Below are 21,280 nucleotides of genomic sequence, written 5' to 3' on the forward strand. Positions count from 1 at the left end.
AAAAATGAAAAAACGAATACTTAGTATCCTGCTGACTTTATGCATGACGCTCTGCTTTACGCCGATAAGCGTATTCGCCGAGGAGGTTGGGGCAGGGGGCTCTGCTGCGATAAAGCTTGGTGCAGATGCACTAAGTGTGTTAAGTAAAAATGTAAACACAGCGACCGCACCGACTGTGTATTTCGGGCAAAACCATGAAAATAATCCCGCTGCATGGCGAGTTATCGGCTATGACGGAAGCGGTGTTACAAGCTCACAGGGGGATATTACCCTGCTTGCGGCAGGCGCTATGGGAGTTATACCATTTGTCGATACCATATTAAACAACGAATACGCACCGAGTAATTTGAAAACCGCGATAGATGCGCTTGCGGAAAAGCTGACGACAGAAGAAAATGCTGCCGTAAAGAAACGGGCGCTTACAAGCGGAAGTTACGACGGAGAGAATACCGACTGTGTAGCGGGAGGGCAGGTGGATAACGCTGTATTCTGGCCGCTTTCCACAGCGGAAGCGTTTGCGGTAAACAACGATCTGCGTGCCTTGGAGCCTGCACATCCGAATTGGGTGACAACCGCTTGGTGGCTGCGCTCCCCCGGCTCCAATAAATATCATCTCGCCGTCGTGACTAGTGATGGTTCTGTCCAATACTCTGGGCACACTATCCTCATTTTCAATAATCATCGGACTGTTCGTCCCGCTTTTAAATTAAATATGAACTCTGTCCTTTTTGCATCTGCCGCTGTGGGCGGAAAGCCTGACGGAGGGCTGACCCCGATTCCCGAATACAGCGGAAACGAGTGGAAGCTGACGCTTTTAGATAGTAGACGCAATTTTGCCGTGACGGAAAAAACTGTCAGCGCCGCCCCCGACGATACCGTTACGCTGAATTACAAAGGGGCGACCACAGGGAAAAATGAATATATCTCTGTCATCCTGGCGGATAACAACGGCGCACAGTATTACGGCAGAGTAGCACAACCTACTGCCAAAAGCGGAAGGGTTGAAATCAAAATCCCGTCTGACATTGCACCGGGCGACTATACCATGAAGGTATTCAGCGAGCAGTATAACGGTGACTGCAAGACCGACCTTGCAAGTGCTTTTGCGGATGTCACGCTGACGGTGGAAAGTCAGCCTGACGAACAGTTTACCCTCGCCCCTGGCGGCAGATACTATTTTGACCTTTCGGCAATGGATATTCCCGGCACGGTGAACAGCAATCTACCGGACAGCACCCTGCATTATGTGCCTTTTACCTATGTGGGTACGGTCAACGCTTATAGGCTCACATCGGAAACGGCAACCACCGAGGAGTATGCTCAGAAGAATAAATACGCTCACAGCCTGTTTGTGGCGGACTATGCCGTAACGCATACGGTAAGCTGGGATAACCTGAATACCGCAGGTCTGATTTTCGGCAAGGACTATGCCGCAGGCGGCGTGGACTATACGCTGCGTGCGCCGTCTGTGGGAAGTAGTTATACAGGCTCAGGTGATTCAGAACGCGGCACGCCCAAAAGCAACGAATGGGATAAGATACTGGATAAGGACGACGGATATATCAAAAACTGGAGGGAGATGCTTTCGTGTGGACAAGATACTACTATAAGAATTTCGGCGTCGTTCCGTGCGGTTCGCGGGTGGAAACGTTCGGCCCGTTTCTGGACCAGCTACAATACTTCTTACTCGACCTTCGGCTTCCGCCCCGTCCTTGAAGTCCTGAACCCTGATACACTGGGCTCTGACGGACTGAAGGTCGTTACCCTTGACCTTGGCGGCGGAACGCTGGGTAATAGCTCCGAGGATATTCAAATCATCGTGAAAAACGGCAGTACATTTACCGCTCCCGCATCCGATGGTCTGACCCGCCCGGACGGAGATACCGATAATTATTTTATGTGGCTTGACGGCAATGGCAATTCCTACGAACCCGGCGGCAGTGTTCCTGCTGATGTGACGGAACTGACGGTGCAGTGGACAGCACCGACCTACGCCGTAACCTTGAATACGAACGGCGGCACGATCAACAACGGCAATGTCACCGGATACACCTACGGCGTGGGTGCAACACTCCCGGCGGCGGACGATATGACCTATACAGGCCACACGTTCAAGGGCTGGTATGACAACGAAAATCTGACCGGCTCTCCTGTTACGGCAATCGGCGGTGCAGAAACAGGTAATAAAGAGTATTGGGCGAAGTGGGAAATCAATCAATATACCGTCACAGTCAAGCCCGAAAACGGCAAAGCGGATATTACCATAACGCAGGATTACGGCACACCGATTACCGCTCCGACCCTGACAAGAGAGGGTTATACCTTTAAGGGCTGGGATAAGGAAATCCCCAAAACCATGCCGGCGGAGAATATAACGGTTAAAGCACAATGGGAAATCAATCAGTACACAATAACCTTTGATACCAACGGCGGAAGTGAGATTGCACCCATTACTCAGGATTACGGTACGGAAATTACCGCCCCTGACAACCCGACAAGAAAAGGTTATACCTTTAAGGGTTGGGATAAGGAAATCCCCAAAACCATGCCTGCGGAGAATATGACGGTTAAAGCACAATGGGAAATTAATCAGTACACAATAACCTTTGATACCAACGGCGGAAGTGAGATTGCACCCATTACACAGGATTACGGTACGGAAATTACCGCCCCTGACAACCCGACAAGAAAAGGTTATACCTTTAAGGGTTGGGATAAGGAAATCCCCGAAACCATGCCGGCGGAGAATATAACTGTTAAAGCACAATGGGAAATCAATCAGTATACAATAGCCTTTGATACCAACGGCGGAAGTGAGATTGCACCAATTACACAGGATTACGGTACAGAAATTACCGCCCCTGACAACCCGACAAGAAAAGGTTATACCTTTAAGGGCTGGGATAAGGAAATCCCCAAAACCATGCCGGCGGAGAATATAACGGTTAAAGCACAATGGGAAATCAATCAGTACACAATAACCTTTGATACCAACGGCGGAAGTGATATTGCACCAATTACACAGGACTACGGTGCGGAAATTACCGCCCCTGACAATCCTACAAGAAAAGGTTATACCTTTAAGGGTTGGGATAAGGAAATCCCCGAAACCATGCCTGCGGAGAATATAACGGTTAAAGCACAATGGGAAATCAATCAGTATACAATAACCTTTGATACCAACGGCGGAAGTGAGATTGCACCAATTACACAGGACTACGGTACGGAAATTACCGCCCCTGATAAACCAACAAGAAAAGGTTATACCTTTAAGGGGTGGGATAAGGAAATCCCCGAAACCATGCCTGCGGAGAATATAACGGTTAAAGCACAATGGGAAATCAATCAGTACACAATAACCTTTGATACCAACGGCGGAAGTGAGATTGCACCCATTACACAGGACTACGGTACGGAAATTACCGCCCCTGATAATCCGACAAGAAAAGGTTATACCTTTAAGGGGTGGGATAAGGAAATCCCCAAAACCATGCCGGCGGAGAATATAACGGTTAAAGCACAATGGGAAATCAATCAGTACACAATAGCCTTTGATACCAACGGCGGAAGTGAGATTGCACCCATCACGCAGGACTATGGCACGCAGATTACCGCCCCTGACAAACCTACAAGAAAAGGTTATAGTTTTAAGGGCTGGGATAAGGAAATCCCCGAAACCATGCCTGCCGAAAACATTACAATCACGGCACGGTGGAAAGATACCGAAAAACCGACGGGCGAAATTATCATAGGCACGAATAAATGGAATGAATTCTTAAACGAGCTTACCTTTGGCATATTCTTTAAGGATACACAGGAGGTAACTATAAATGCCGTAGATAACAGCGGAGTTGTGTTTGTATCCTATTTGGTAACAGATAAGGAGCTCTCCGAGGCTGAACTGAACTCTCTTGTATTCCGTGCGTATGAAGAACCGTTTTGCATAGACCCCAACGGAGAATATATTATTTATGTAATGCTTGTTGATGAAAATATTAACATAACATACCTTCGCTCCGACCGTATAACGCTTGATAATATTCAGCCTGTAATCAGCGGTATTGAGAACGGCAAGACCTATTGTGAGGTACAAACCGTTACTGTCGATGAGAAGTATGTTGATACCGTTACCGTAAACGGTACGGCGGTTACACTTGATGCAGACGGAGGTTTTGTTCTCCCACCGACAAACGGTGAGCAAAAGATAGTTGTCACCGACAAAGCGGGCAATAATGCAGAGATGACCGTAACAGTCAACAACGGTCATACCTTTGGCGAATGGGTGTCTGACAATGACGGTAAGCATACCCGAAAATGTATCGTGGACGGATGCGATGCGTTTGAAACCGAAAATTGCTCAGGCGGCAATGCCACCTGTACCGAAAAGGCGGTATGTGATGTCTGCGGTAAACCCTACGGAGAATTTGACGGAACAAACCACGAGGGCGGTGTACAGGAGTGGACGACAAGAACCGCTTTTGTTCACGAACAAAAATGGAACTGCTGTGGTGCTGTGATTGTGGCAAGTGAAGCACATAAGTGGAAAGACGGTGTGTGCCGAGAATGTGGGTATGTATGTCTGCATAATGACGCAGATAAAGACCATATCTGTGATTACTGCGAAAAGGCAATCTCTGCTCATGAAGATGTGCCAACCGAAGAAATCAAAAAGGCTGACACCGTAACGGCTAAATTGCCTGATGATTCAAAGTCCCCTCAGACAGGCGACAACAGCAACCTTATTTTGTGGATTGCGTTGCTGATTATCAGCGGCGGCGTTATGAAAGGAGTAACGGCATTCGGTAAGAGTAAAAAACATTCTGCCAAAATTAAAGATAAGTAATATTTTACGCTCTGTTATGGAAATATAGTGAATACGGCACAGTAGGTATAGAAACCGCTGTGCCGTATTTCTTTCAGAATGACTGCTTTTGAAAAACAGGCACTTTCTCGGTCATCATACGATAAGCAAAGACAAAGAATAAATGCAAAATCCGGAATTTAATGTCAATAAGTTCGTATAGTTGCATTTGTTTTTATTTATGATACAATTAAAAGCAATAAACTTAACAGATTCTTATGCAGGTAAAATTCGGAAAATATGTCGATAGCCTTGCACGAAAAAGTAAAATTGTTTCAAATTGCTATTGCACTTTTGTGATTTTTTCTTATATCTCTTTTATAATAAATCAAAATGTGATACAATATGACTGATAATCTGAAAACGGAGTTGATTAAATGAATTTCATCAACAGAAATGAAATTGCAAACGGTGTTTACTTTACAAACATTAAGGACAGCCGTTTTAAAACTATGAAAATCAGCGTGAATATTGTTGTTCCGCTTTCTGTCGAAACAGCGTCGGAGAATGCGCTTGTGGGCGGATTGCTTGTTCGTTCATGCAAAAAATATCCCGATTTTACTGTTCTCAGCAAAAAACTCAGCTCACTTTACGGTGCAGACCTCACTTCATCGCTTTCAAAACACGGTGAAAGCCAGGTAATTAAAATTTCCGTATCAGGTCTTGATGACAGATATTCTCTTGATGATGTCAGCATTGCCAAAGAACTTTCGGAGCTTTTGTGCAGCGTAATTTTTGAGCCTAATGTCAAGAACAACGCTTTTATTGAAAGTGAACTTGAACAGGAACGCAGACAACTTCTTGATGTGATTGATTCGGAATTCAACGAAAAGCGAATCTATGCAATGGGACAGCTTATAAAGCATATGTGCAAGGATGAGGTTTTCGGAATTAAGCGTTACGGCACAGCCGAAAAAATCAAGGGCGCAACTGCCGAATCACTCTGCAAGGCATGGCAGAATCTTCTCAAAACCGCAAAATTTGAGATTCTCTATATAGGCGACAGCCCTGCCGATAAGGCGAAGGAGGTTTTTGCGAAAGCCTTTGCAAATATCGAAAGAAATGTTGTGACTTCGTCTACTGATGTTGTTAAGAATGTTTTAAAAGAAAAACATATTACAGAGGAAATGGAGCTCTCACAGTCAAAACTTGTCATGGGATTCAGAACACAGATTTCCGCAGGTGATGAAGAGGCGGTTGCCGAAAGACTTATGTGTGCTGTTCTCGGCGGTACTGCAAGCTCAAAACTCTTTAACAATGTTCGTGAAAAGCAGAGCCTTTGCTATTACTGCTCGTCCTCCTATGATTCAATCAAGGGTATAATGTATATCAACAGCGGTGTTGAGGGCGAAAATCTTGAAAAAGCCGAAAAAGCTATTCTCAAAGAAATTGAGGACATGAAGAACGGTGAAATTACAGATTTTGAAATTGAGGCAACAAAGCTTGCTGTTGTTAATTCATTCAAGTCAAGCAGCGACAGCGTAAGCGGTATTGAAAACTGGTACACAGGGAGAATTTTTAACGGTGACCTTGAAACTGTTGAAGAAGTTTCCGCTGAGGTTAATGCCGTTACAAAAGAGCAGATTGTAAATGCCGCAAACAAGCTCTTGCTCGATACGGTTTATGTTCTCAAAAATAAGTAAGGGAGGCGGACAGAATGAATATTACAGAAATCAAATCGGAAATTGCAGGCGACAGCTATTATAAAGTTGAACATCCATCGGGACTTACAATTTTTGTTTATCCAAAAGAGGGTTACACTTCTTCATATGCAATTTTCGGCACACGCTACGGCAGTATCAACACAAAGTTTTCCGTTAACGGCGGTGATATAATTACAGTTCCCGACGGTATCGCCCATTACCTTGAACACAAGCTTTTTGAAAGTGAAGAAGGCGATGCGTTTGTAAGATACGCAAAAACAGGTGCAAATGCAAACGCATATACAAGCTTTGAAAAAACCTGCTATCTTTTCTCATGTACGGACAAGTTTGATGAAAGTCTTGAAATTCTTCTCGATTTTGTTCAGGATCCCTACTTTACGGCTCAGACAGTTGCAAAGGAACAGGGCATTATCGGTCAGGAAATCAAAATGTACGACGACTCTCCCGATTGGCGGGTAATGTTCAATATGCTTGAGGGTATGTACCGCAATCACCCTGTAAAAATTGATATTGCAGGTACAGTTGAAACAATTGCAGAAATTACAGCCGAAAAGCTTTATGAAGTTTACAATGTGTTCTACAACCTCAATAATATGATTCTCTGCGTTGCGGGTAATGTAACGGTTGACGGTGTGCTTAAAGTTGCCGACAAAATGCTCAAGCCTTGTGAGAAAAAGGAAATCAAAAACTATTTTGAAACAGAGCCTTATGAAATCAAAGAACCTTATGTTGAGCAGACTTTCCCTGTTTCAATGCCTTTGTTCAATCTCGGCTTCAAAGAGAAAGCAGACAAGCCTCTTAACGAAAAGCAGCTTGCATGCACAGATATTCTTCTTTCGGCACTTGCATCAAACACGAGCATGCTCTACAGAAATCTTATGGATTCAAACCTCATCAATTCAAGCTTTTCTTATGAACTCTTTGAAGGTCCGGGTTATTGCTCGGTAATCTTCGGCGGTGAATCAAGAGCGCCGAAACAGGCTGCTGAGATGATTAAGCAGTATATCTCGGATATTAAGAAAAACGGTATTGACAAAGAGGACTTTGAAATTGCAAGAAAATCTGTTTACGGTGATTCGGTTTCATCGCTCAACTCAGTAAGCGCAATTTCAAATTCAATCATCGACTACGCAATGCAGGGTAACGAAATTTTTGCCTACATTGATGCTGTTGCAAATGCAAAGCTTGAGGATATCAACGCAAGGCTTGCCGAGATGCTCGATGTTGACAACTGTACTTTGTCTGTTGTAAAACAGCCTGATGAGGTGTAATTATGCCGTATCATGTGCAGTTTCCCGGATTTGGCTGGGAATTTGATATTAACCCGATTGCATTTTCAATCGGTGATTACAAGGTCTATTGGTACGGAATAATCATCGCCTGCGGACTTTTGCTTGCCGTACTTTATGCGTGGAAAAGCGCTCCCCGTTACAAGGTTGACGGTTCAAAGCTTGTCAACTGTGTTTTTGCAGGAATGATAACGGGAATTATCGGTGCAAGACTGTACTTCTGTTTCTTCAAATGGGATTATTACGGACAGAACCCGATTGAAATTCTCTATATCAACAACGGCGGACTTGCTATTTACGGCGGAATTATCGGTGCGTTGCTCGGCGGTCTGACTGTTGCCAAAATACAGAAAATGGAAATCATGCCTGTTCTTGACATCGCAATGGTCGGTTTCCTTATCGGACAGGGAATAGGCAGATGGGGCAATTTTATGAATCAGGAGGCATACGGCTCTCCTACGGATTTGCCCTGGAGAATGATGAGCGAGGGGACAGACAACATAGGAGTTCATCCGTGTTTTTTCTATGAATCAATGTGGTGTCTGCTCGGATTTGTACTTCTCCATTTCTACGGAAAATATAAGCAGAAATATTCGGGACAGATTTTCTTTATGTACCTTGTGTGGTACGGATTTGAAAGAACAGTTGTTGAAGGACTGAGAACAGACAGCCTTTATCTTCCGTTCCAAATTTTCGGAGCAGACATAAGGGTGTCACAGGTTCTTTCGGCAGTAATTTTTATAACAGGTATTGTATTCTTAATTATAAACAGAAAAAAGGAGGATTCTTTCTATGCAGATTATCGACGGAAAAAAGGTATCGGCACAGGTAAAGGAAGAGGTAAAGAGGCAGACGCTTGAGTTAAAGGAAACTCACAAAATAACCCCCGGTCTTGCGGTAGTAATCGTAGGTGACGATCCGGCATCAAGAGTATATGTAAACAACAAGAAAAAGGCTTGTGAATTTGTAGGCTTTAAGTCTGAGGAGTATGCACTTCCTGCCGAAACAACACAGGAAGAACTTTTAAACCTTGTTGAAACTCTCAACAATAAGAAGGATATCAACGGTATTCTTGTTCAGCTTCCGTTGCCGAAACACCTTGATGACAAGGCTGTTATTGAGGCAATCAGCCCGCTTAAAGATGTTGACGCATTCCATGCCGTAAATGTCGGCAAAATTATGCTCGGCGAGTATGATTTTCTTCCATGCACGCCTGCAGGCGTAATGGAGATGCTCCATTCCTACAACATTGAAGTAAGCGGTAAAAACTGCGTTGTAATCGGCAGAAGTAATATCGTAGGCAAGCCTATGGCAATGCTTTTGCTCCACGAAAACGGCACGGTAACAATCTGTCACAGCAGAACAAAGAATCTTGCTGAAATCTGTTCACAGGCAGATATACTCGTAGCCGCAGTCGGCAGACCGAAGTTTGTTACTGCCGATATGGTAAAAGAGGGTGCGGTTGTGATTGATGTCGGTATGGACAGGGATGAAAACGGCAAACTCTGCGGTGATGTTGATTTTGAAAATGTCAAGGATAAATGCTCGTTTATCACACCCGTACCGGGCGGTGTAGGTCCTATGACAATTTCAACTCTTATGAAAAATACTCTCAAGGCTTGCAAAATACAGAATAACATTTGATATACTCAAAAAATATCGGGAAAATTGTTGACAGAAAGTTTTCTTTGTGGTATAGTATATAAGCCGCATATTGTGGGTTTTAAGTGATTCGTTCCACCTGCACATAGCGAGCCCAATGTAAAGGATGGTACTAAAATGTACGCAGTTATTCAGACAGGCGGCAAGCAGTACAAGGTAACTAACGATGAGGTTATTTTCATCGAGAAGCTTGACGCAGAAGCAAACGACACAGTAACATTTGATGTTGTGGCAGTCGGCACAGACGACGGCATCAAGGTTGGCACACCGCTCGTTGAGGGTGCTAAGGTTACAGGTGAAGTTGTAAAGAACGGTAAAGGCAAAAAAATCAGAGTTTGCACTTACAAGCCTAAGAAGGGCGAAAAGAGAGCAAAAGGTCACAGACAGCCTTACACACAGGTTAAGATTACTTCAATCGAAGCCTAAAAATGACTACGGTAACATTTTTTAAATCAGATGATATAATTTGCGGTTTTGAAATATCGGGGCACTCCGACTTTGCCGAAGAGGGCAGCGATATTGTATGTGCGGCAATCAGTTCTGCCGCATATATGACTGCAAACACTGTCACCGAGATTTTGCATATTAATGCACAGGTTACCGAGGATGACGGTCTTATGAAAGTAAGAATGTCACCGAATGACGCTTTAAAGGCTTGTGATATACTCTCAGGCTTAAAGCTTCACTTAACTGCTCTTTCGGAGCAATACAAAAATTTTATTAAAGTTAAATTTTCGGAGGTGTAAGGTAATGCTTAAAATAAACATTCAGTTATTCGCTCATAAAAAAGGTATGGGTTCTACAAAGAACGGCCGTGACAGTGAATCAAAGCGTCTTGGCGTTAAGCGTGCAGACGGTCAGAAGGTTCTCGCAGGCAACATCCTTGTAAAGCAGAGAGGCACACATATTCACCCTGGTGAAAATGTAGGCAAAGGCTCTGACGATACACTGTTCGCAAAGATTGACGGTGTTGTAAGATTTGAGCGTGTCGGCAAAGACAGAAAGCGTGCAAGCGTTTATCCTGTTGAGCAGTAATCTCAAAATTTATGAGGGTGGATTTTATATCCACCCTTATTTTTTACATTTCTGTTTATACTAATAACAAACAGGTCTGAGATTCTTTACATTTGTACTGATAATTAAACAGCAAAACTGTTACGGAGAAAAATATGTTTGTAGATACAGCGAAAATTAAAATAAAAGCAGGAGACGGCGGTGACGGTGCCGTTTCGTTTCACCGTGAAAAATATGTAGCGGCAGGCGGTCCCGACGGCGGTGACGGCGGCAGAGGCGGTAACATTGTTTTTGTTGCCGATTCCAACCTTTCAACACTTGCCGATTTCCGTTATAAAAGAAAATATGCCGCAAAAAAGGGCGAAAACGGCAGAGGCGGCAGATGCCGTGGTAAAAATGCCGAAGACCTTGTTATCCGTGTTCCTGTCGGAACTGTTGTAAAAGAGGAGAACAGCGGAAGAATCCTTGCCGATGTTTCGGGTGATGAACCTTATATCGTTGCAAAAGGCGGTAAAGGCGGTTGGGGCAATCCACATTTTGCAACTCCTGTCCGTCAGGTTCCCCGTTTTGCAAAACCGGGACTTCCGGGGGAAGAGTTTGATGTTGTTCTTGAACTCAAGCTTCTTGCCGATGTAGGTCTTGTAGGTTTCCCAAATGTCGGAAAAAGTACCCTTGTTTCCGTAGTTTCACAGGCAAAGCCTGAGATTGCGAACTACCACTTCACAACAATCACTCCCGTTCTCGGAGTTGTGTCAATGGGCGAGGGCTCGTCATTTGTTATGGCTGATATTCCCGGACTTATCGAGGGTGCATGGCAGGGTACAGGTCTTGGACATCAGTTCCTCCGCCATGTTGAGCGTTGCCGTATGCTCGTTCACATTGTCGATGTTTCGGGCAGTGAGGGCAGAGATCCGAAAGAGGATTTCATAACAATCAACAATGAGCTTGCAAAGTTCAATCCCGAGCTTGCAGAGCGTCCGATGGTTGTTGCAGGCAACAAGTGCGATATGGCAACCGATGAGCAAATTGCAGACTTCAAGAAGTTTGTCGAAGATCAAGGTTATGATTTCTTCCCGATTATGGCGGCAATCCGCTATGATGTTGATCCGCTCCTCAAAAAGATTCAGGAAATGCTTTCAAAACTACCTCCAATCACTCACTATGAGGCAGAGCCTGCTCCGATTGTGACCGTTGATGATTTTGATGACCATTCTGTTATAATCAAGAATGTGAACGGAATCTATACCGTTGAGGCTGACTGGCTGTTGCAGGTTATGAAGGGTATCAATTTTGACGATTACGAAAGCCTTAACTATTTCCAGAAAGTTCTCATAAACGGCGGTGTAATTGACGCACTCCGAAAAAAAGGCTGTTCGGACGGCGACACGGTTTCAATTTATGAGCTTGAATTTGACTTTATGGATTAATATTGCGTGATACGGAGTTAATATGGAAAATACATCTGTTCATTCATTAGCCGATGAAATTTCTCCGCTTACACTTGCCTTTGTGGGTGACGGCGTCTATGACCTGCTTGTGCGTGAATACCTTGTTCGCAAGGCTAACCGCAGTGTCGGAGAACTCAATAAAATAAAGGTTTCGCTTGTAAACTGCAAAAGTCAGGCTGAATTTGCAAAAATTCTTATGCCGACTCTAACCGAAAAGGAGCTTGCCGTTTATAAGCGAGGCAGAAATGCCGCACCGAAATGTACTCCAAAAAACGGTTCTGTTGCCGATTATCACAGTGCAACGGGACTTGAAGCACTTTTCGGATACTTGCAGATTAATAAAGAATTTGACAGAATAAATCAGCTTTTTGAAATAATTATACATACTCGTTTCGGGGAGTGATTTTATGCAAATGAATTTAAAACCGAATTCCCGTCTTGCAAAGGCAGGAACACTATTTTTTGATTATCTTGTAATTTTCGCCGGAGCAGTTCTTTACGGCATATCGGTAGCAATGTTTACATCACCTAACAATGTTGCCCCGGGCGGACTTACGGGTGTTGCCACAATGCTCAACTATATGTTCTCGTTGCCGATAGGTATTATGATTTTTTTGATGAACATTCCGCTTTTCATCTGGGGATTTATCGAGAACGGAAAGGGCTTTCTTACAAGAACCCTTGTTGCAACGGCACTTGTTTCGGTTATGATTGATGTTCTTACACCGATTTTGCCTGCATATACGGGCGATACAATTCTTGCCGCAGGATTCGGCGGAGTGCTTAACGGTCTCGGACTCGGTCTTATCTTTTACCGAGGCGGTTCAACAGGCGGTACAGACATCATCGCACTGAATCTTCACAAGCATTTTCCGTTCATTTCAACGGGTACGATAATCCTTGTGTCCGATATTCTTGTGCTATTAATGGTGTTCTTTGTTTATCACAGCATTGAAAATGTACTCTATGCTTTACTTGTAATTTTTATCAGCATAAAGGTAATTGATGCTGTAAGCTACGGTACTTCAAGAGGTAACGGCAAGCTTATGTTTGTAATTTCGGACAATTATGAAGAAGTGAGTGCCAATATTATGAAAAACCTAAAGAGAGGTGTAACATACCTCAACGGTGAGGGTGCATACAGCGGTAATGATAAAAAAGTTATTATGTGCGCAGTCCGTCCTCAAGAGGTTTACAAAATTACATCGGGAATCAAAAATGTTGATCCCAATGCCTTTATTATCGTAACGACTGCAGGCGCAATAAAGGGCAGAGGTTTTGTAAATATTGACAGCAACTAAAAATTATACAAAAATAACGGTGACATTTTCGTGTCACCGTTTTCGTTTGTTTTATTTTCTTTTGCTTTTGGGAGTTCTTTTAAGTCTGTTGCTGTCCTTGAAAACCCATATTCTCTGCATTTTGTAATTGACCGTCCACAACAAAAGATCGACAATCGCCTTTGTGAGTGTAACGGGAATCGGCAGGAACCAAAGTGCCGATACAATAAGTGAGCTTGCACACATTATGCAGAAAAACAGAATGAAAAACCTGAGTGCCTGTTTTGCTCCGTTATCCGTATTGCCGAAGATGACTTTTCTGTTGATGAGAAAATTAATTCCTCCCGAAACAACTCGTGCCATAAGCGTTGCCAGCATAATGTTAAAGAACATATGTGACGGCAGAATATACGCAAAAATCGTGAACAAAACAAGGTCGATTATCGTACAGCCGATTGATGCCGTCGCAAATCTCAACGGAGTTCTGTAGATAAGGTAGGTGTCCTTAATAAGCCGAAAATTGCTGCTGCAGTTTGAGCAATCGGCTATAATGTTCACAAAGTAAAACGGGACTCTCATGTCGGCACATTTTGTTAGAAAATTCATTTCAAAATCAAAACGACTGCCCTTTGTTTTCATCACCGTGTCATACAGAAATGCAGGAATACCTCGCAGTCCTGTTTGAGTGTCCTTGCAGCTTTTGCCCGTAATAACCTTGAAATATGCCGAGGACAGTCTGTTTCCGATTCGTATATTAATCGGCATTTTAGACTTTTTGTAATCTCTTTTGCCAAGAATCAGACTGCCGTTTCTAAGGTCAAGCATACGGCTGATTTTCATAACATCATTTGCAGTATGTTGTCCGTCAGCGTCACAGGTAATGTAGCCCGTGATATTATAAAGGTTATCGTGAGCGTATTTGATGCCTGCTTTAAGGCTTGCACCTTTGCCGTTGTTATTTTTCAGGTGAACAAGATGACAGCCAATACTTGTCAATTCGTTAAAATATTCCGATTTGGGATTAAGACCGTCATTGACAACAACAATATGCTCAGCTCCAAAATTCTGTAATTCATTGCAGAGGTTGATTGTATTTCTGTTTTCACAATAAATAGGAATAATTATCGCGTGACTCATGCAGCTGTTCCTTTCATTTTTATATTTTTAGTATACAACAATTTTTCTTTTGTGACAATATTCAATTTTTTTCTATTGTAAACATTGTAACGATTTTTTGCTCAAAAACATAGTTTGTGTCATTATTGGCGTTTTAATAAAAAAATATGGCAAAAATGCCAAAAACTATTTAAAAATCATATCATTTATGTTATACTGTATCTCAAGTAAGTTAAAAACAGAAAGACGGTGAAATATGTTTAAAAAAATATCAGCAGGAATTCTTTCGGCTCTTATGATTACTGCCGTTGCAGTGTCGGGTACGGGCTGCTCACAAACTCAGCCGGCGTCAATTGACTACAAAACAGCCGACAAGGTGGCTGACGGTGCGATTCTTCAAGCATTTTGTTGGGATTTCAACACAATAAAGGAGTCAATGGGGGATATTGCCGCAGCAGGTTTTTCGGCTGTGCAGACATCTCCGATTAACGAGTGCCTTGAGGGCGAAGACGGCGGTATGGATCTTTACGGCAACGGAAAGTGGTACTATCACTATCAGCCGACTGATTTCAAAATCGGTAATTATCAGCTCGGTACTCGTGATGAATTTAAGGCAATGTGCGATGAGGCTCATAAGTATGGTATAAAGGTTATTGTCGATGTAATTGCAAACCACACTACTCCGGCAACCGATGAGGTAAGCGAAGATCTTATTGAGGCCGGCGGCGGAAGTCTTGAAACCCTTTATCACAAGGAGGGCAGAACGCCCCTTAATGATTTCGGTGACAGACTTGCCTGCACCACGCATGAGATGGGAGGACTTCCCGACATCAACACGGAAAGACCTTCGTTTCAAAAGTATTTCTTTAATTACATTAACGATTGTATTGCTTGCGGTGCCGACGGTTTCAGATATGACACGGCAAAGCATATCGGACTTTCCGATGATCCAAAAGAAGATGACGGCTTTAAAAATAACTTCTGGGAAAAAGCAACAAAAGAAGTTGATAACGCAGAAAATCTTTTTATCTACGGCGAAGTGCTTCAGGGCGACAATGACAGACTTGCCGACTATATAAAAGAAATCGGCAGAACCACATCAAGCACCTACGGTAGTAAAATTCGTTCGGGAATTGCAAGCGGCAATATCGACACGGCAGTTGTGTCTGATTATTGGATTGGCAATGCAGACCCGAATATCGTAACATGGGTTGAATCCCACGATAACTACATCAACGACTGCACATACAACAATATCGACAGCGAACAGGTTGTCCTCGGTTGGGCAATAATCACGGCAAGAAAAGACGGAACACCGCTCTTCTTTGACCGTCCGTATAACAGTTCAATCGACAATTCATGGGGCATGAACCGAATCGGCACACAGGGTGACGATATGTACAAGGACAACCGTGTTTCCGCAGTGAATTTCTTCAGAACAGCAATGAAAGGTGAAGACGAAAATCTCGTTAATCCTAACCTTGACTCAACTGCTCTTATGATTGAAAGAGGTACAAAGGGAGCTGTAATTGTCAATACAAATGATGCTCTCAAGGTTGATTTTGAAACAAATCTTGCTGACGGAACATATGTTGACCGCGTTGACCGCAAAACCGAATATACTGTTAAAAACGGTAAGATTACCTGTGATACGGATATCCCTGAAAATTCAGTTGTAGTTCTTTATAATGAGGGATACACTGAATATGCAAGACCTGCAAGTGTTGGTGTTGACTCAAAAACAGAGTTTACATACAGCGATGATACATACGAGGTAACTCTCACCTGTTCAAACACAGATAATGCCACATATTCCCTTGACGGCGGAAAGGCTGTTTCGTACAAAGACGGTGACAAAGTAACAATCAAGCACGGTGACAGCGATGTTTCAAAGCTTGAGCTTCGTGCGGAAAATGCCGAGGGCGTCAAAACTTACGAAAGACTTGAATTCACTTATATGTAAAAGATGAATTTTATGCTATGCTTGCACCGATGTCTGTAATGCAAAACCACACACCGGTGCAGAAACAAAAAGAAAAGACGGAACTTACGACTGCGTAATCAAAAGAAATTTAAATTCACCGAATATTATTTTATTTGACGGTGAAGTATCCGACGATTTGCAGTATTTCCCGACAAAAATCATACAGCAGAATAACGGAGGTAACAAAGCATGAGCGAACTTAAAGGCGCAAAAATGGAAGGAAGCAAAGTGCCGGCAGAGGAAATCAAGAATCCAGACCTCGTAGCCGCTATTGAAAAAATGCAGGATGACAACACAACCGAAAACATCAACAAGATGATCGATGAGGTTATGAAGGCGAAATTCATTCTCCCTGCAAAGGTAACACCAAAGACAGAGGCTAAGACAACCAACGGTCAGACTGTTATGCAGCAGTCAACTCAGGTTCAGTTCAGACTTCTTGAAAACGGCAACAAAGAAAAGTTTTTCGGTGTGTTTACGGACACAGACGAACTTTTCAAGTGGAAAGACACTCAAAATGCACAGAAGGTTGTTACAGACTTTGACAGTATTGCCCAGATGGTAATGGATCCCCAGGCTGATGTAAAGGGCTTTGTAATCAATCCTTTCGGAAAGAGCGTAACATTCCCGAAACAGATGGTTCATTCTTTCAAACAGCAGAAGGACTATATGAAACTCAAAAATCAGACAATCGAACCGGGTTCACCAATCAGTCTCGGTGAGCCTAAAGAATATCCGATTGATCTTATGGCTGCTCTTATTAATCATTTCAGCACAGAGCCGACAGTAAATGCCGCATATCTTCGCTTGATTGAGCAGAACGGTCAAAAGAGCTACTTCATCGTGGTTGATTTCTTCGGTGATATGGAAAGCACATTCGATGCAATCAGTAAGGTTGCAAATCCGTTCCTTGACGATGAAATCCAGCTTTCAATGATGCCATATTCAATGGATTTTGCAAAAAATGCAGTAAAGGGTGTTGAACCTTTCTACAGAAAAGAAAACTGATTATTTAAATATTGTTTTTGCAAAACATTAAATCCGCTGACAGTTTATGTCAGCGGATTTTTTATGGTTAAAATATGTTGCGATATAGTCAAAAATAAGCTTTATTTAATTAAGTCTACAAAACTCTGCACAATAACTTGTACAAAGAAACAAAAATGTGATAATGAATTGAAAAAACAAGTGCAAAATGCTATAATAAAAGCAATCGCATTACCACGATTATGAAATGGAGGAATCAAAATGAAAAGAACAAGAAAAATCACGAGCATTGTTCTTGCCGCACTCATGGTGCTTTCAGCACTTGTCGTGTCGGCAGGTGGTGTTTCGGCAGCAACATCGTCAGGTTCAGAGGTGTACTTTGACAACTCAAAGTACGGATGGAAGGATGTTTATGTTTACGCATACGGCACAAAGGAAAATGCCGAATGGCCGGGAGAGCTTATGACAAAAGAGGACAGCGGTCTTTATAAGGCAAGCTTTGCGTCTTCTTTTAAATCGGAAAAAATCATCTTCAACAACGGTCTTGAAAAAGGCAATGGCAAGGAGCAGTATCCTGAGGCAGCAGGTCTTTCACTCAAAACCGGCGAATGTAAAATGCTCACAGCCGAAAAGCAGTGGATTGATTACGGCAAGCCTGATGATCACGCTTACGGTTACACACTTACAGCAAACAATACGTCTTTTTCAACAGAATCACTTGATGTAAAGCTTGCGTTAAAGAATGCCGACAAGGGCTATTACTCAGTTGACGGTTCAGCTAAGAAAGAGTTTGCAAACGGTGATTCGGTAAAAGTCGGTGAGGGTAAAATCGGCAATTCAAAAGTTACGCTTACACTTTATGCAACAGGTGCAGACGGGGTTGAAACGGAGCAGACATATACCTTCAAAAAGACTTTTACAGCGTCAAAGACAACTTTCTCCGCTAAATCAGACGGCCACACAACAGCGCCTGAGAGCGGCTATTACGGCACAAACCCTGAAATGCAGCTCGGCAAGCATAAGACAATCTCTGTTGATGGTGATTTAAGCGACTGGGACAGCTCAATGATTATTGCTCAGGGTGTTGCAAACGATGATCCCCGAGTTTATATGCCTTCTTCAATGCATGAACAGCCGTGGGATGCTTATGCTCTCTACAGTGCATGGGACGACGATAATCTTTATTTCCTGCTTGAACTGGCTAACACAACATACATAACTTCTCCCGAGGACAACTTTGCCGCATCAAATGAGGCTCGTCCTTGGAGAAACAGTATTCCTATGTATCTTGCTCTGTCAATTGACCCTGCAAAGCAGGCAACAGGCAAGGCAGTAGGTACAAACAAGGACGGTTCTGTGTATACCAATCCGTTCGTATGGGGTTGCACAAACGGCACTGCAAAAGACGGAGGCACAGGCTTTACAACTCATATAGACACACTTGTTGCCTTTGACTCCAACAACTCAAACGGCGGCGCTTCAATCTTCAAGGCGGATACTCAGGACACAGACGGAACATATATGTTCAACTATGACACAAGAATTCCAATCGGTGTAACAAGCTTTCAGGCTCAGGACAATAAAAACGGATTTAAAATCAAATACGCTAACGGAACAAAGAGTACATCACTCTTCGGTATCAACGCTCCAAAGGGTTCAAGAGTATCAGGAGATAACCTCGATATGAACTCAAACTGGGTTGACTTCTTCGATGAAGGTTACAAGAACTCATACGGCTATGTTTACGAAATTGCAGTTCCGCTCAATACTTTAGGTATTGACCGCAGCTACATTGAAACACAGGGTATCGGTGCAATGCAGATTCTCACATACGGCACATCGGGTATGGATACACTTCCGCATGATCCCTCAATGCTTGATCAGGCAAATCTTGAGTACAGCTACGATCCTTCAACCTCACACGAGAAAGAAGATATTGACAATATCACAGTTCCGCTTGCAAGAATTGGTGCGCTTCTTCCCGACACAGAAGTAAACGAAGCTCCGTTTGAGGTTAACTTCGGTGCAAACCTCAATTCGGGACAGAGTGCAGGCACACCTGTCACACTTTTGGCAGAAAGCTATCACGCTACAGGTGATGTAACTTATTCATTCACAGTTAACGGTGAAACAGTTCAGAACTCAAACACAGATTCATGTGTATGGACTCCGTCGGCTGACGGCACATATTCAATCGGTGTGGTTGCAGTTGATGCAAACGGAAACAAGGCAGAGTCAACAAAGACATTCGTTGTAGGTTCGTCTTCATCGGATGAAACTCTCAAGGGCGATGTTAACCGTGACGGCAGTGTAACTGTTGTTGATGCAACACTTGTTCAGAAATACATCGTAAAGCTTGAAGATTTTGACGCAGAAACAATGAAGATTGCCGATGTAAACGGTAACGGCATTATTGAGGTTACAGATGCAACATTGATTCAGAAAATCATAGCTAACCTTGCTTAAACGATAAAATTTAATATTAAAAACTTTTAAGGCGGTTGTGCATATTCTGCATAACCGCCTTTTGTATAAACCTTGTATGTAAATTAAAGCCTTACGGGAATTCCTTTTTTGTTGAGATATTTTTTAAGTTCGGGAATCGGAATTTCACCAAAGTGAAAAAGTGATGCCGCAAGAACTGCGTCAGCCTTGCCTTCTGTAAAAGCATCATAAAAATGCTCAAGTGCGCCCGCACCGCCGCTTGCAATTACGGGAATGTTCACCTTTTCGGAAACTGCCCTTGTAAGTGCAATGTCATAGCCTTTTTTCTGACCGTCCTCGTCCATGCTTGTAAGGAGAATTTCTCCCGCACCGAGTTTTTCGCATTTTACAGCCCATTCAATTGCATCCATACCGACAGGAGTTCTTCCGCCGTTCACATAAACTTCCCAGCTGTCGCCGTTTCTTTTGGCATCTATAGCGGCGACAACGCACTGACTGCCAAATTTATATGCCGCCTCGCTGATGAGTTTGGGACGATGAACAGCGGCTGAATTTACGGACACCTTGTCTGCGCCGGCTCTGAGCAGAACATTGAAATCTTCAACGCTTCTGATACCGCCGCCGACCGTGAACGGAATGAAAATTGAATTTGCAACCTTTTCAACCATGTCAATGGTGATGTTTCTTGAATCGCTTGATGCGGTAATGTCGAGAAATACAAGCTCGTCAGCACCCTGTTTGTCATACTGCATTGCAGATTCAACGGGATCGCCTGCGTCAACAAGATTTACAAAACTCATACCTTTTACAACTCTGCCGTTTTTTACATCAAGACATGGAATTATTCTTTTTGCGTACATATTTATTCCTCCCTGCCTTTTACAATGTCAGCAAAATTTCTGAGAATTTTAAGTCCCGTTTTGCCGCTTTTTTCGGGGTGAAACTGAGTTGCAAAAACATTGCCTTTTTCGACAGCGGCGTCAATCGTAACACCGTATTCCGTCTGAGCCGAAACAATACTCCTGTCGCTTGCGTTCAAAAAATATGAGTGAACAAAATAAACGTATGCATTCTGTTCGATGCCTTTGAAAAGTCTGCTCTTTTCATTGATTTTAAGGCTGTTCCAACCGATGTGCGGAATCTTTAAGCCTTCGCCTGACGGAATCTTTGTGATTGTACCGTCAAAAACCGAAAGACCTTTTACATTCGGACTTTCTTCACTTTCGGGAAAGAGGAGCTGAAGTCCAAGACAAATGCCTAAAAACGGTTTTTCACTGTTTATGTACTCAATAACCGTGTCTTTAATGCCGTATGAATTCATTGTGTCCATTGTATCGCCAAACGAACCGACACCCGGCAAAACAGCACCGTCTGCATTCATAATTTCGTCTTTATCTCTTGTAATCACACATTCACAGCCGATATGCTTTAACGCTTTGTAAACACTGCGGATATTGCCTGCGCCGTAATCAATAACTGCTATCATTTTTATCAACTCCGTCATTTGCTTTCTGTTAAACAATTTTACCA

Annotated in this window: 17 protein-coding genes; 14 read left to right on the plus strand and 3 right to left on the minus strand. The window is 43.1% G+C overall.

The window, feature by feature from the left end; all coding sequences use genetic code 11:
- The first annotated feature begins 4 nt into the window (after positions 1 to 4).
- From WMO31_RS02415 to WMO31_RS02465, 11 genes are all read left to right on the plus strand, one after another.
- Entirely contained in the window at positions 5 to 4,843 is a 4,839-nt protein-coding gene (locus WMO31_RS02415; RefSeq protein WP_367999136.1) for an InlB B-repeat-containing protein, read from the plus strand.
- Positions 4,844 to 5,238: 395 nt separating this feature from the next.
- Complete coding sequence (gene yfmF, locus WMO31_RS02420) at positions 5,239 to 6,504, plus strand: EF-P 5-aminopentanol modification-associated protein YfmF (protein WP_303675329.1); 1,266 nt, start codon at positions 5,239 to 5,241, stop codon at positions 6,502 to 6,504.
- A 14-nt stretch (positions 6,505 to 6,518) separates the two neighbouring features.
- Positions 6,519 to 7,796 carry an EF-P 5-aminopentanol modification-associated protein YfmH gene (yfmH, locus tag WMO31_RS02425; RefSeq protein WP_117970302.1) on the plus strand — a complete coding sequence of 426 codons (1,278 nt, stop codon included), beginning with the start codon at positions 6,519 to 6,521 and terminating at the stop codon, positions 7,794 to 7,796.
- Positions 7,797 to 7,798: 2 nt separating this feature from the next.
- A complete protein-coding gene (lgt, locus tag WMO31_RS02430) occupies positions 7,799 to 8,674 on the plus strand; it encodes a prolipoprotein diacylglyceryl transferase (RefSeq protein WP_117847366.1) in 876 nt (291 codons plus the stop codon).
- Positions 8,607 to 9,458, plus strand: coding sequence for a bifunctional methylenetetrahydrofolate dehydrogenase/methenyltetrahydrofolate cyclohydrolase FolD (folD, locus tag WMO31_RS02435; RefSeq protein WP_021884036.1), 852 nt, complete (start codon positions 8,607 to 8,609; stop codon positions 9,456 to 9,458). The genes lgt and folD overlap by 68 nt, the downstream gene beginning before the upstream one ends.
- Before the next feature lie 135 nt (positions 9,459 to 9,593).
- Entirely contained in the window at positions 9,594 to 9,902 is a 309-nt protein-coding gene (gene rplU / locus WMO31_RS02440) for a 50S ribosomal protein L21 (protein WP_021884035.1), read from the plus strand.
- A 2-nt stretch (positions 9,903 to 9,904) separates the two neighbouring features.
- A complete protein-coding gene (locus tag WMO31_RS02445) occupies positions 9,905 to 10,222 on the plus strand; it encodes a ribosomal-processing cysteine protease Prp (RefSeq protein WP_015523723.1) in 318 nt (105 codons plus the stop codon).
- A gap of 4 nt (positions 10,223 to 10,226) precedes the next feature.
- Positions 10,227 to 10,511, plus strand: a complete 285-nt coding sequence (gene rpmA, locus WMO31_RS02450; protein WP_015523724.1) for a 50S ribosomal protein L27 — start codon at positions 10,227 to 10,229, stop codon at positions 10,509 to 10,511.
- Between the two features lie 134 nt (positions 10,512 to 10,645).
- Positions 10,646 to 11,917, plus strand: a complete 1,272-nt coding sequence (gene obgE, locus WMO31_RS02455) for a GTPase ObgE (RefSeq protein WP_021884034.1) — start codon at positions 10,646 to 10,648, stop codon at positions 11,915 to 11,917.
- 22 nt (positions 11,918 to 11,939) lie between these two features.
- Positions 11,940 to 12,341 carry a Mini-ribonuclease 3 gene (locus WMO31_RS02460; RefSeq protein WP_015523726.1) on the plus strand — a complete coding sequence of 134 codons (402 nt, stop codon included), beginning with the start codon at positions 11,940 to 11,942 and terminating at the stop codon, positions 12,339 to 12,341.
- A 4-nt stretch (positions 12,342 to 12,345) separates the two neighbouring features.
- On the plus strand, positions 12,346 to 13,239 hold the full coding sequence (locus tag WMO31_RS02465; RefSeq protein ID WP_367999137.1) for a YitT family protein: 894 nt from the start codon (positions 12,346 to 12,348) through the stop codon (positions 13,237 to 13,239).
- A gap of 51 nt (positions 13,240 to 13,290) precedes the next feature.
- On the opposite strand, the gene WMO31_RS02470 is transcribed toward WMO31_RS02465, so the two are convergent.
- Positions 13,291 to 14,355, minus strand: coding sequence for a bifunctional glycosyltransferase family 2/GtrA family protein (locus tag WMO31_RS02470; RefSeq protein ID WP_101069648.1), 1,065 nt, complete (start codon positions 14,353 to 14,355; stop codon positions 13,291 to 13,293).
- 235 nt (positions 14,356 to 14,590) lie between these two features.
- On the opposite strand from WMO31_RS02470, the gene WMO31_RS02475 reads away from it, so the two are divergent.
- From WMO31_RS02475 to WMO31_RS02485, 3 genes are all read left to right on the plus strand, one after another.
- Positions 14,591 to 16,297 carry an alpha-amylase family glycosyl hydrolase gene (locus WMO31_RS02475; RefSeq protein ID WP_021884031.1) on the plus strand — a complete coding sequence of 569 codons (1,707 nt, stop codon included), beginning with the start codon at positions 14,591 to 14,593 and terminating at the stop codon, positions 16,295 to 16,297.
- A 210-nt stretch (positions 16,298 to 16,507) separates the two neighbouring features.
- Positions 16,508 to 17,326 (plus strand): enhanced serine sensitivity protein SseB, encoded by an 819-nt coding sequence (locus tag WMO31_RS02480; RefSeq protein WP_021884029.1) that lies wholly within the window; start codon positions 16,508 to 16,510, stop codon positions 17,324 to 17,326.
- Between the two features lie 240 nt (positions 17,327 to 17,566).
- On the plus strand, positions 17,567 to 19,771 hold the full coding sequence (locus tag WMO31_RS02485) for a starch-binding protein (RefSeq protein ID WP_367999138.1): 2,205 nt from the start codon (positions 17,567 to 17,569) through the stop codon (positions 19,769 to 19,771).
- Between the two features lie 83 nt (positions 19,772 to 19,854).
- On the opposite strand, the gene hisF is transcribed toward WMO31_RS02485, so the two are convergent.
- Together hisF and hisH are read right to left on the minus strand one after the other, a co-directional pair.
- Complete coding sequence (hisF, locus tag WMO31_RS02490; protein ID WP_367999139.1) at positions 19,855 to 20,610, minus strand: imidazole glycerol phosphate synthase subunit HisF; 756 nt, start codon at positions 20,608 to 20,610, stop codon at positions 19,855 to 19,857.
- A 2-nt stretch (positions 20,611 to 20,612) separates the two neighbouring features.
- Positions 20,613 to 21,236, minus strand: coding sequence for an imidazole glycerol phosphate synthase subunit HisH (gene hisH / locus WMO31_RS02495; RefSeq protein WP_101069644.1), 624 nt, complete (start codon positions 21,234 to 21,236; stop codon positions 20,613 to 20,615).
- Positions 21,237 to 21,280: the final 44 nt, after the last annotated feature.

This window comes from Ruminococcoides intestinale, assembly GCF_040095935.1.
Lineage (GTDB): Bacteria > Bacillota > Clostridia > Oscillospirales > Acutalibacteraceae > Ruminococcoides > Ruminococcoides intestinale.